The 12,174-nt window shown below is 35.6% G+C and carries 17 protein-coding genes; all 17 read right to left on the bottom strand.

Annotation, left to right across the window (positions count from 1 at the left end):
* Positions 1–3 precede the first annotated feature (3 nt).
* Positions 4–1,353, bottom strand: coding sequence for a hypothetical protein (locus tag HGJ18_RS05685; protein ID WP_253698114.1), 1,350 nt, complete (start codon positions 1,351–1,353; stop codon positions 4–6).
* A 200-nt stretch (positions 1,354–1,553) separates the two neighbouring features.
* Positions 1,554–1,781, bottom strand: a complete 228-nt coding sequence (locus tag HGJ18_RS05680) for a hypothetical protein (protein ID WP_253698113.1) — start codon at positions 1,779–1,781, stop codon at positions 1,554–1,556.
* Positions 1,774–3,219: a polymorphic toxin type 50 domain-containing protein gene (locus HGJ18_RS05675; RefSeq protein WP_253698112.1), complete on the bottom strand. Its 1,446-nt coding sequence runs from the start codon at positions 3,217–3,219 to the stop codon at positions 1,774–1,776. Before HGJ18_RS05675 ends, HGJ18_RS05680 begins: the two co-directional genes overlap by 8 nt.
* Complete coding sequence (locus HGJ18_RS05670) at positions 3,219–4,721, bottom strand: DUF445 domain-containing protein (protein ID WP_253698111.1); 1,503 nt, start codon at positions 4,719–4,721, stop codon at positions 3,219–3,221. Before HGJ18_RS05670 ends, HGJ18_RS05675 begins: the two co-directional genes overlap by 1 nt.
* A gap of 12 nt (positions 4,722–4,733) precedes the next feature.
* A complete protein-coding gene (locus HGJ18_RS05665) occupies positions 4,734–6,230 on the bottom strand; it encodes a terminase large subunit domain-containing protein (RefSeq protein ID WP_253698110.1) in 1,497 nt (498 codons plus the stop codon).
* Positions 6,230–6,793: a hypothetical protein gene (locus HGJ18_RS05660; RefSeq protein WP_253698109.1), complete on the bottom strand. Its 564-nt coding sequence runs from the start codon at positions 6,791–6,793 to the stop codon at positions 6,230–6,232. The genes HGJ18_RS05665 and HGJ18_RS05660 overlap by 1 nt, the downstream gene beginning before the upstream one ends.
* Entirely contained in the window at positions 6,793–7,551 is a 759-nt protein-coding gene (locus tag HGJ18_RS05655) for a ParB N-terminal domain-containing protein (RefSeq protein ID WP_253698108.1), read from the bottom strand. The genes HGJ18_RS05660 and HGJ18_RS05655 overlap by 1 nt, the downstream gene beginning before the upstream one ends.
* On the bottom strand, positions 7,541–8,191 hold the full coding sequence (locus HGJ18_RS05650; protein WP_253698107.1) for a phosphoadenosine phosphosulfate reductase domain-containing protein: 651 nt from the start codon (positions 8,189–8,191) through the stop codon (positions 7,541–7,543). Before HGJ18_RS05650 ends, HGJ18_RS05655 begins: the two co-directional genes overlap by 11 nt.
* Before the next feature lie 3 nt (positions 8,192–8,194).
* A complete protein-coding gene (locus tag HGJ18_RS05645) occupies positions 8,195–8,380 on the bottom strand; it encodes a hypothetical protein (RefSeq protein ID WP_253698106.1) in 186 nt (61 codons plus the stop codon).
* 87 nt (positions 8,381–8,467) lie between these two features.
* Positions 8,468–8,992, bottom strand: coding sequence for an ASCH domain-containing protein (locus tag HGJ18_RS05640; protein WP_253698105.1), 525 nt, complete (start codon positions 8,990–8,992; stop codon positions 8,468–8,470).
* On the bottom strand, positions 8,967–9,305 hold the full coding sequence (locus HGJ18_RS05635; RefSeq protein ID WP_253698104.1) for a HigA family addiction module antitoxin: 339 nt from the start codon (positions 9,303–9,305) through the stop codon (positions 8,967–8,969). The genes HGJ18_RS05640 and HGJ18_RS05635 overlap by 26 nt, the downstream gene beginning before the upstream one ends.
* An 80-nt stretch (positions 9,306–9,385) precedes the next feature.
* The gene (locus tag HGJ18_RS05630; RefSeq protein WP_253698103.1) at positions 9,386–9,730 is read right to left on the bottom strand and encodes a DUF1064 domain-containing protein; all 345 of its coding nucleotides are present in this window, start codon (positions 9,728–9,730) and stop codon (positions 9,386–9,388) included.
* A gap of 2 nt (positions 9,731–9,732) precedes the next feature.
* Positions 9,733–10,008: an HNH endonuclease gene (locus HGJ18_RS05625; RefSeq protein ID WP_253698102.1), complete on the bottom strand. Its 276-nt coding sequence runs from the start codon at positions 10,006–10,008 to the stop codon at positions 9,733–9,735.
* Between the two features lie 132 nt (positions 10,009–10,140).
* A complete protein-coding gene (locus HGJ18_RS05620) occupies positions 10,141–10,797 on the bottom strand; it encodes a phage antirepressor KilAC domain-containing protein (protein ID WP_253698101.1) in 657 nt (218 codons plus the stop codon).
* Between the two features lie 94 nt (positions 10,798–10,891).
* Positions 10,892–11,218 (bottom strand): hypothetical protein, encoded by a 327-nt coding sequence (locus HGJ18_RS05615; protein WP_253698100.1) that lies wholly within the window; start codon positions 11,216–11,218, stop codon positions 10,892–10,894.
* A 73-nt stretch (positions 11,219–11,291) separates the two neighbouring features.
* Positions 11,292–11,789: a hypothetical protein gene (locus tag HGJ18_RS05610; protein ID WP_253698099.1), complete on the bottom strand. Its 498-nt coding sequence runs from the start codon at positions 11,787–11,789 to the stop codon at positions 11,292–11,294.
* Between the two features lie 3 nt (positions 11,790–11,792).
* Positions 11,793–12,173, bottom strand: a complete 381-nt coding sequence (locus HGJ18_RS05605) for a hypothetical protein (protein WP_253698098.1) — start codon at positions 12,171–12,173, stop codon at positions 11,793–11,795.
* Position 12,174: the final 1 nt, after the last annotated feature.

Raw genomic sequence — 12,174 nt, 5'->3', positions numbered from 1 at the left:
TCCTTAAAAAGTTATAACGGTTTTTTCACTACCGCCTGTTTTATTTCCCATTTCGCCTATGGGGTCTTGAGCGGCTTTTGCTTGTACCATTTTTTGAATGTCAGCGTCATTGATAACTCTGTCCATCTCGCCTGCGATTTGTTCTTTTGTCATACCCTGTTCAAGCCGTGCAAACTTGTCGACCATAGCGGCCATTTCGCCGGTAGGCTTGCCGTCCTTGATTAAGCCTTTTTCAATCTTGACGGTTTCTACAATCTCGCCGAAAGCCTTTTTTTCGTTTTCGCTTTTTTCCGTCTCTTTTGCTTTTTTTGCAATAGAGATAGCATCGGCGATACTCATTTCACCGGCGGCTTTTTTTAATTCGTCAAACTCTTTTACCGAAGCCTCCAAAGAAGAGACTTTTTGTGTGTCTTCAAGTTTGAGGTTCATTTCACCCGCAACCACTAAGGCTGACATACGACCGTCCTTTGTACGTTTTGCTATTTCCGCCAAAAGTTCATCGTTTGTTACATTTGTTATGTTTTCCATTTCTACCTCCATAGGTTTATATTCGATAACTCGGCGCACCTTTACCGCCGAGCCCAAAACGACATCATCATTTTTTAATTCATACGGGATTTTATAAAATTGCCCACTGTCTTCAGCGATTAAATAGTCGCTATAGAATTCGGGAACATAGATATAGCCCTTGTATTTTTTGTCTACGGCTTGCGAGAGCTTTCTATCGAGTTCATTAAAACCTATATTTCCTATTTCACCGACTAAAAGCTCGTTTTTTTGTCCTTCCGTAAAAGGCGGTACAAAATCGATGGATCTGAGATTGTAATCAATTACTATAACTCCTGTTGAGTCATAGGTTGGAATACCCCAAATTGACACTGCATTTATTTGTTTATTTTTTAACCATCGCCTTATTTTTTCTGCGTGGTCTCCCTTATCCGGTATTATGCGGTAGTGTATTTTCTCATTTTCTTTGTCGAGCCATACACCAATAACCGAGCCGTAAATCTCACGACCTTCATAATAAAAGGCTTCTTGACTTTGATGTCCGTAACAAGCCGGAACGAATACGGGGCTTGTCAATATTTTGTTTGCAATGCTTTCAAATGCACTATCGGCATAAGTACCGTTTCCACCCTGTCTATAGTCTACAGTGAATACGCAATCAAGCGGTTCTTTTTCGTGTTTTAAAGCCTTTATCATTTCAGGCGTTGCAAGAGGATTAAGCGGTATTTTAGCTATAAGGTCTTTAGCTTCATCGCCTATAAGCATTTCGCCCTTACAAGATATATTTAGTGCGTTTGTCATCTCTCCGAAAGGCAGCGGTTTTTGTATATATTCTTTTTTACCCATTTATAGCTCCTATTTTTTTTCTATGTTACAAAATCATAGGTACGTAACGCAATATAAAACTAAAAAAAGTTTTTATTATGGTACTTTTTAGTAAGTACGTAACGCAAGAGAAAAAGAAAAATATTTTTATTTTTTTTGAATAAAAAAAAGAGAGCTTTTTTGGAGCTCTCTAGGGTGGGGATTTTGGTTCTATATGCCTTTTAATTAAGAGTTTCTATAGCGTCTATTTCGGTCGCTAAAATATCATAATAAATATTTTTAGACTTTTTTATAGGGTCTAACATTATAGATGATATTTCGGGTTCATTATCAACAGCTCGTGTAAAGCCTGAACAGAAACCTTCAAAAATATTACCGTCTGTACATTTTACTTTAATTTGTTTATGTAAATTTTTTTTATATATTTCAATCAACTCTTTTTCAGTCATTTTTTATCTCCTTTAATGTAGGTACTATATGTATACCGGTGTTACTATAATGTATTTTAGCCTTGTTTGTTTCATAAAAAAAATCATCAATCGTACTTTTACTAAAACCTTTTAATCTATCATCTTTGATTATTTCAGTAAGTTGTTTCTTTATCAAAGATATGTATCCAGTTCCTGCTTTTTCATTAACAATCTGCTGTAAAGTCCGCAAATCATTTTTAAAATAACTACTGTTATCTTTTGCACTTTTGTGTCCGTAGATATGGCGGTTTTGCTTTTGAGCATTTATTTTTGTACCATAATGATCTCTGTATGTTTTCCCGTATTCTATCGGATTATTGTGCAAGGTGTCAAGTTTCTGTTCAAAAGCCTTTTTCTCTGCCTCTTTCTTTTCCTTTTGCCGTCTGTATGCTTCACGCCGCTGCTCTCTTAGTGTTTCCTTTTGCTCTTCGGTCAACTCATCTATATTTATAAATGAGTTTTTATGTCTTAACCGCTCTTTTATCTCTTCCCAATTTTCAGGCGGTTTATTTACAACATCGCTTTTTTTTATGTCATCGGCGATAATAGGTGCAAGGTTGCAGAGGCAACATATATGCGGTTTTTCCGGTGCATCATCTAAAGGGTAAATACCGGATCCGAGTCCAAAGTCATCTGCATAAGCTAACTCATCACAAACATCGTGAAACCCCGGTGTTCTGTTATTTGACAATAGCCACTTAACTGCTTTTATTGCAGGGTTATCCTTATAACCTTCTATAGTTGATTGCCAATAGACCTCGCTTAATTCGTTCCTAGCGAGCCGTAAGGCCTCATAGTTTAAGTTTTTTGGAACTCTGCCGCCCATTCTAGTATACATGTTAGGATAATCTTTTGCAAGTGTTTCAGATCCTTGTTTTACATATTGCGTTAGAGCTTTTGCAACCTTCACGCAATCAGTATTTATACCGCTTGATATAATCTCTTTGATTTTTTCGTAATTGTTTCCGGATAAATCCCATATCCTATCTGACAACACAAACTCTTTATTTTTAAAGACTCGCTTTTTCTCCATTGTGCTTTTTGCTATCAATTCGGCTTCACGCATAATATCTTTTTCAATAAGTCTGCCTTTAATTAAGCCTTTTGCCTTGTAGTGTTTTAAAATACCGTTCCCGATTGAAAGCCCTGCATAACTAGCTTTAGTTAATCCTTCATCAAGTATTCGGTCGAGTTCGGCCGCAAAAAATATTTTTTGTTCTTCGATAACATCGCTAAGTTCTTTGGTTATACCCTTAAATGTACCATATCCAATATGCTTTTTTATTTTGTTTATACTTTCCTGCATAGCTGCCTTTATTTCTTTTTCAGTAAAGAGTAGGGCGGCTTTCCGCATTTCGAGGGCTTCTTTTATAAAAACTTGTAATTCTTCAGGAATACCTGATAAGTCAAATGTCATCAATCAGCCTCTTTGAATAAGTCTTCGATTGCATCTCCAGCGTCAATATCCCCGCTTCTTATTCTATCTTGTAAGACCTCAAGGTTGATTTTTAGTTTAATCCACTCAGCAGCTGCTTCTTTCTCTGTTTCATAATCATTTGGAATTGATATAAAAGTTTTAAGCGTATTAAATGCCGATTGCGGTGATACTAAGCCCATAATCATAGCCTTATCCATTGCATTTATAAATGTGGAGAGAGCATTCATCACTTGTACATCATCTTTAACTGTTAGCTCTGCCCAGCGGATAGATATATCATCGGCTCCGCCGTCTGTACTGTAAATATCCCGTCCATTTATTGCGTTTTGGAAAAGATAAAAAACATCGGATAGCCAAATATAGAAATCGTTATATTCTCCTTGTCGACCTTCTACTTTTTTAGCCCATACAGGGGATTGTTCTTGAACGCTTGCATTGGTGGAGTTCATAGCCGTGCCATACAAATATTCAGGCATTGTAAGTTCAATAATAATCCAGTGTAAAAGTTTTAAAAGAGATATAGCACTTTCAGCATTGTTAGGCTGTTGGATAAAATTGACACTGTCATTCTCACCGCTAAGAATTGCGGCTTTGAATTGTGATATATCTATGCTTTGCTTTCCGGAGTTTATATTTTCCAAGTCTTCAGCCGTAAACCCGAATGAATATTTTAAAAAGTCTGATACATTTTTAACTCTTGCCTGTATTTTTGGATCTAAGATTTCGTCTATGTGTTTCCCCAGCTTTCTTAAAGTTGCATCGTATCTTAAAATAAAAGGAACAGCGGCCGCTATTTCTGGTATTCCGTCTTTAAGGAATGTTTGTTTATTGTTGTAAAGACAGTAAACCGGTACAAAGTTTAAGCTATTTGTGTTTTCTATATGCTTTGAGTTGTATTGAGGAGGTTGGTCTCCGTTTATAGTTATAAGCTCTTTACCAGCTGTTAGTTCTATTTTGATAGTTGCTTTTTTGTCAAAGTTCTTATCTTTCCATTTCTCTACTGTTTCTATAACAAACTTTGTATAATTACCGAGCGAGTCTTTAATACAATCATCTTCTATGACATTTTCTAAAGGTATTTGCTTAATCTGCATTATGATTTTACCCTTAATGTTTTTTTCAGCTCTTAGCCATACAAAATGTTTGCCGTCAATCATAGTCTGCCGATAAATAGCCAAGAGTTTATTTTTATTCTTTGTTAAATACTTTTGAATATCGGCCGTGAATGTATCACTTTCGGCGGTAATTTCAGGAAGTCCGATAAACCAGCTAAAAGTGTCTATATAGGTTTTTGTAGAATAATTGCCCAGCGAGTAATTAGCATAGTTAGAATATGCTCCGCTATCTGCCGGAGCCGATGAATACAAAGAACGAGATAGAACATAATCTGTCTTTATGTTATCAAACGCCCCCCGTCCGTCTCGTTTTGTTTCAATAAAAAGTCCGATTGTGTTTCTTTTCAAAAAATCAAATAGTTTCATATTTTTCTCCTTTTATTTTCCTATAGCTTTAGCAAGAACACTTCTCGCAGTATCTTCGTTTATGGGATTTTTTGTATCAGGTTTTAAAAAGTTTATACCGTGTACAAAAGCATCCATACGGTCGGGGCTGTCATCGCCAGGCTGCCAGTTGCATAGCTCATCTTCAAGTACTTGTAAGTTGTCGATGTAGTGTCCTTTACCGCTTTCTGCATAGTTAGTGTATTCTTTTTTATCCCTGTAAAAATGAATACGCCCCTTTTCACAAAGTAAAGAAGCGTTCATAGCTCTTGCTTGCTTACTGCGTGTCGAGTGTACTCGCTCAATAGGTATTTTGCAACCTGCATTTATAAGCGTGCTTTCTACCATATCGCCGCCTTGATTATCCTCAATCACGATTACATCTGCGTGATAGTGTTCAGCCGTCATTACTGCAATAGATCCCCATTCGCTAGGTCTTCCGATTATTGAATTATCACGGAGTATATAATAGTGCATTTCGTCCTTACATTTTACCTCGCCTTCAAGAGCGAGCTTTTCAGGTGCATATGCTTCAAGAATTATGATAATACCATTATGATTTGATTCTTCTTGATTATGACTTATTGCAGGGTCAACACAGACAACAATCCGCTGTCGATTTGCCGGAATAGGCAATTCATCAACTCTGTTATATTCAATCCATTCTTTTTTAAATAAAGCATTAGGGTTGTCATCTAGGATTTGTGCGTATAATTCTTGAAGCTCAAGTCGAGTGCCTTTGTATTGTGCTGTAATGGTGTTTATAAATGCAGGTGATAAGTTGGCTTTATTTTCAAAAGTAGAGCCTATAGTAACACATACACATGATTTGCCGTTAGCGTCTTTTAAGGCCTCAATTTCTTTTGTAAACTTTGTGGGTTTTGGCGTACTCGTAACAACACAAAGAGGATTGCTTCCTAAGCGTAAACCTAAAAGCAAGTTGTCAAATGTTTCTTTCGGGTATCTCCATTTGTGTATTTCATCGCACCATAAGAAGTCTGATTGAGCTCCTCTCGATTTTTCAGGTTCAGAGCCATAGAATATACTAATTATAGCTCCATTGTTAAAGAATACTTTTTTTACAGACGGCTTATAAACCATACCCAAGCTAGGCGGACAGTATCGGGCTATGCCGCTCTCTCCGTTAATCATAATATCCCGCACTTCTTCAGCTGTTGCTCCACAAAGAGATAGGTGTTTATATTTTCCTGATTTTACCGCCTCTATAATAGCCTCGCCCGCTGTTCTTGTTTTACCAAAACCTCGACCGCATCGTAAAACCCAGATATATTTTTCCCCTGTTACCCACTCAAGAGGGGGAAGCTGACTATCTCTAGCCCAAAATGCCCAATCGTATTCTATACGCTCAAGTTCTTCAAGTGAAAGCGAGTTTAAGAATTCGTCCTTAGCCTTTGGATTGTTTCTTAGCGTATCAGCGGTAAGAGTTCTATCATCTAGGCATTTCCAGCCTGTTTTGAGCGGCGCTTTCACTATTCAGCCTCCGGCTCGTTTATGGGGGTAAGTTTTTCGGCAAGGGCTTTTTTCTTGAACGCTATGTTTACTTCAATATCGTTGTCATCAGAATTATCACTTAACGATATTTTTAAAATCTCATCGTTCATACCATACGCCTTACGCTCAATATCTACGGACATGTTTGCGAGTTGGGGCAATACATTCCATGATATTTCGTTTATAACTTCGTTCAAACTTTCAATGTTATCTCCGGCCGCTTTTATTTTGTCAATCAGCAATTTGGCTTTTTTCCCTGCAACAAACTTTATAGCCTGTGCAAGTTGTATGTTTTCTTTGTTTGCTTTTTTTATAGCCTCTATGTTTTCTTTTCTTATTATTTCGTCAATATAGCGGTCGTAAGCATCTGCACGAGCTATCCAGTTATTACGAGATGACAATTTCTGATAATATGTTAGACTTTTGCCGTGTTTTTCTTGCACTTTGGGGATCGTCCGCAAAGCTCCGAGATTAAGAAAGGTTTTAAAGTATTCGTACTGTTTGGCCGTTTCTTTTTCTTGTCTATCCCATTTTTCCGCCATTATGCTTGACCTCTCATGTTTATTTTACCGTCTGCTACATCATAAAGGATTGAAGATTTTACAAACTTTTCTTTTGTTTCAATGTGAGCCCGTCTGCAAAAATCTTGTTTTGCTGCGTTGTTTTCAAATACAAGAGTTAAGGTGTAATCGTCGTACTTTGCCTGATAATCATTATCGCTTCGGTTTTCGGCTTTTCGCATATCTCTTTCTGCCTGTCGTGCTTCTTTAAGGCGATCTGCTTTTTTTGCCTGCTCTACCATATCGACTATATCGTTTTGTTCGGGGTTGGTGTCAAATAAGTTATTATCATCATCAAAAAGGCTTGAACCTGCAAAAATATATTGCATATCAAGCATATCAAAAGCTAAGTCTTTTTGAAAATCTATATCAGGATAGGCTAGTTTAATTTCTTGTAATAACTCGTTATCCCATTCACCTTGAGCCGCAGGATTATTCAAGAAGATGTTGATTTTTACTTCTGTTTCCTCGTCAACATTTATCATTGATACTTGCAAAGAATAATCATTTTTAGGATATTTATATTCTTCGTCCATGATTGATAGTTTTTGATGACCGCCCACAACATTCATTGTTAAGCGGTTTACAACTATCGGCTGTACAAGTCCGTAAGTCTTTAAGCCTTTTTTTAGCTTTTTACGAGCTTCATCAGATATTTTTCTAGGATTATAGGGTGCTTCGTGTATACTACTGCGTTTTACCGTTTGCATTTGATATACTTCAAACTTGTTATTTTCCATATTCTTGCCACCTCAAAAAATCGGCTTGAGCCATTGGGTATTTTGTTACCCATTTTTGATAATCTTCAGGAAAGTTATTTTTTAACCATTCAAGAGATAAGCCTTTGTATATATCTATATTGCGAAACCCTGAATATGTTTCGGGTGCGAGGATTAAGCGGTTTTGTTTTATATAATTATTGATGTCTTTTTTTGCCCATTCGTGTAAAGGACAGAGTTTTTTATACTTCCAGTCTATACCATTGTCGAAAGTTTTAAGCATACAGGCTCTAGCCAGGCTCTCGCAAGCCTCCCAGCCTAAAGCTATGTATTCAATATTGTACTTTGCTCTCAATGCCGCAAATGTATCAGCCATTGTAAGGCGTTTGATGTTTTTACCTTCTCTTGAAAGTAGATAAGTTGTTTCGTAGTGCGGATATTGCTCAATCTTTATATTATACCGCTTTTCGTAATAGCGGATAACTTTATTCTTGCTCTCAAGATTTTCACAGTAATATAAAAAAACAGGCGTATATCGCCCTTTCATAAACTTATTGAATAAGTCCAGCATTACTGTTGAGTCTTTACCGAGTGAATAAAGCACAATGGCGGATTGAACATTATCCGCCATGTACTGTATTGATGAATACAGGTTTTTCATCGACTAGAAGAACCTTTTTCTACCATTTCTGTTTGTAGAAAAAATAAGACCAGTTCCAGAATTCCTTCGCAACGCTTTTTGTTTTGCACTTCCTGTCGAGCCGTTACCAATACCGCCGGAACCGTCAAAATAAACTCTTAGTCCCATAAGTCCATTATAAAATGGATCTTGTCTAAAAAGTATAAACATAAAGATACCCCCTAAAAATTAAGTAAGTATCTTTATTTTAAATAATTGGTAGTTAGTAACACAAGAGAAAAGAAGAAAAAAGTTTTTTTATTCCAATAAGTTATAATTCCACAGGCCTAGTCTACCTTTTACTTGCCTGATTGGATTTTTAAGAAGTGTAGGATTTTTTAAAATCCAGTGGTATTGTCCGTCTATAGACCACGGACTAGAGCTGTCTTTTACAATATCGACTAAATCAACATAGCCGATTATTGATTGACTTTTTAAAAGCCATTTATCTTGATAGTCGCATATTCTTTGTAACATTTCTGATTCTGACCGTGTACCTTCAGGAATTCCAGCTTCAACATAAGCATCTAATAAGTTATAGTACCAGTCTTCAAGTTTTTCTGCATAATCGCCATACTCATTTAATATCTTTTCGTTGTCTTTAACATCTATAAATTTAGGTGGATTTTCGTCTTGAGTAATAAATGGTAGTGTATCTCCGCTTACATGAATATATATTCTTCCTCGATAGTCGGTAGTCCAAGTTCTATTCTCAACATCTTTTCCGCCTTGAATTATCAAATATGCATACGGATTTTTAACACTTAAAACTTTTATTTGCATTTTTTTTACTCTCCTTTTTTATAGGTTGTATTTTTTCTATCTCCTTTTTTATTTCATCGCTCAAATTGTCAAGATCGTATTTGTTTTGAATATTAAGCCAGAACTCTGGACTGATGCTAAACACTCTAGCAAGCCTTAATGCCGTATCTAAAGTAATAGGCCTTTTTCTCTTGATAATTCGGCCTATATGTGTTTGTGAAAGTCTTATAATTTTTGAAAGCCGATAAGCTGTAATGTTATTCGGCTTCATAAAATCTTTTAACAGAATTTCACCTGCATGTACAGGTTTTAATGCTTCTTTCTCAAAACTCATACCACAATAATAACATTTTTAGCAAGTATTGTCAATAGCTTTTTTTTGATTGTGTTATTTTTCATACATCTTAATACTTTTTATACTTTATTCTCATAAAAACAAATATCAGGATAAATCCACATTAAAAGTTTCTTCTTTAGTTTATATACATCAGTCTGTACGCCTTTTACATCTTCATACATGATTTTTCCGTTTTTGATATACTTAAAATCGGCATAATAATAAACTGCTCGACCGCCTTTTTCTGTTTTTGGTACAAGTAAAAATCTGGGTTGCAACTCAAGACAGGCTATGTCGCCTATCTTTTCAAGCTGTTTTAATTCAAGGTATCGCTTCATTTCGGCCAGACTGTCAAATGTTATGCCGTCTATTGTCCGGCGTTCTTTACTCGATATGTTGTACTTATTTTTCTTGTAATACATACTTAATACCTTCCATCTCTTTTTATTGCTTCAACTAACTGCTCTTTTTCGATAGGCCGATTATTTATCAATACTGCCGAATTACAACGCAAACAACAGGTAGTTTTTAGGTTGAATGGATGATCTATTATTTTAAGGCCGTAAGTTTTAATATTTTGTTTTGTTTTGGGTATTCGATGAGCCATTTGTCCGGTACTCCAGTCTATTTTTTTACCGCAGACTACACAATGCCATTTATCACGGTTAAAAACATAAAGCCTTGTTTCTTTTATTGTCATTATCTATACCTACTATTTATTAAATGTGTTATGTGTCCTCTTAAAAGAGGATTGTCAGTTCTATACACCTTAATTATTCCACATTGTTTTTGATTGTCTGTTTTTTCTTTTGTTATTTCATTCATGCCGTATCTATGCTGCCTTTTGATATTTATTTATAAAAAACTGCTTACCTTCGACAGTAATCAGTGTTTGTGTGCCTGTTTTTTCTCCCTGCTGCCATTCTTTAACCTCAAAATATCCTTTTTGGATATACTCGGAATATGGACATAGTTGATTGTGTTTATCCCTATATAAAAAGCCGTCAAGCTGTAACATTTTGATAAATTGCCTTTCAGGTATTTTTAGTTCTTTTGCTGTGTTGCGAATATTTGTAGAGTTGCCTCGATTTATAAGGATATCAAAGTATTCTACTTTCGGCTTTTGCTGTTCATTCTCAATTTTGAGCTGTTTGTTTTCCGCTTCAAGCTCTGCTATCATTTCATTTTGCAATTGCATTGCTTGCCGGATTAAAAGTTGCTTTTCTAAATTAGTTTTAGGAAGTGTAATAGGATTTACAACATCATTCCGCCCACTTAATTCTATTTTCTTTTTAATGAGAGTTACTTCCTTTTCAGTTATTAAGGATTTTATACCGTTTTGTACCTCGACAATGTTGTCGAGGCTATCTCTAACAGATTTTAAATGCCTTTGTACCGTTCTTTCCGTTACCCCTAAAATCTCTGACACTTCTTTAACTGTCATTGTGCTTTCTTGTTTCTCAATTTTTTCGTTTTCAAAAAGTTCCAATTCTTTCATTTTCTCCCTCCCACCGATTAAAAGAAGCCCCGCCGAAGTTGCAAGGATTAAGGAAAAGACAACATCAGGCAGGGCGGGACAGTTATCAAGTTTTTATTTTATCATTACAGTTTTTAAATAAAACCAAATAAAAATATATTCCTAAAGCTATAAATCCGAAAACCGCTACAAGGATTGTTTGTTCAGTTTGTATAAATCCGGCGGTAACCAAAGTTATTATTCCTAGTACAAGAGGTATCAGTAACCATTTATTCCGTTTTTGTTTCAAACAGTCAAAGACTGCGACACCTCCTCCGAGCAATATAATCGCTGCTCCAACGATGTCGGCCGGTGTTGTTTGTCCGTAAGTCATCATAAGAACTCCGAACAAAACAAGCCCTAAAATGATAATAAAAATTAGCTTAGCTTTCATATCTAAACCTCCTACAAATAGTATTCATAAGTTGAGTTAGTAACACAACATTATTTTAAAAAATATTTAAAAATTATTCTAAATATATCCCTTCTTCGGCAGCTAGTCTGTAAGCCGTTTCTATCAATAGGCTTTCTTCCTGAGTATTACAATCAGCCTCGCTTTGTGGGAAAGGCCTATTAAAAAGAATATTCCAAACAACCTCACCGTTTTCGTCTTTCATAGCCGGATAATTCATTTCATACATAGCTTTTTCTTTTATGGCATACTTAACCATCGCAAAATCATTGCCGGTCGCATTGGCAATAGCTCGTATAAGGCCGTGAAGTTTTGTATTTTGCGAGTTTTTGCCAGTAGTGCGTTTTTTGTATTTGTCGGATAAAAGCAATTCTATAGGCGGAGCTATGTATTTTTTACCTACGGAATACCTATAATCCATTTCTTTACGGTATAAATCTTTGCGATGTTGGATGTATGCTTCCATTTGTTTAATGTCAATATCGCCCGTGAGTTTAAGTGTCAATTCTCCATTTTGCCATTTTATAATTTCTACTGTTGCATCTGTTTTCATTTCCTATTTTTCCTTTTGTACCATATCCCAATGCTTTTTTATTCGATTAAAGACATTTTCTGCTGTTAGCCAACCTAAAACATCATCTTGTTCCTTAACTATTTCAGCATCTGTCATAAGCCCCATTATTTCTAGTAAATCGTGATGTCCACCATAAGAACCATCAAACTCAATAACTGAACAGACGAAATTTTCTTTTTCAGGGTATAATAGATGGTATCCATCAAAATGCGGAGCTTCCCATTCAAAAGGGATTTTTTCATCCTCAAGCATTTTTTTTAGTTTAAAAATTTCTTTATACATCTTTTTCTCCTTATCTTTTATATTTATTGGATTTTCTTTAATCCATTTTTTTACATCTTTAATATCTTTCATATCTTTCATA

This window comes from Treponema denticola (assembly GCF_024181405.1).
In the GTDB taxonomy this organism is placed as follows: Bacteria; Spirochaetota; Spirochaetia; order Treponematales; family Treponemataceae; genus Treponema_B; species Treponema_B denticola_D.
Note: the sequence above shows the minus strand (reverse complement) of the source record. Positions and strands in the feature narration are given on the sequence as shown.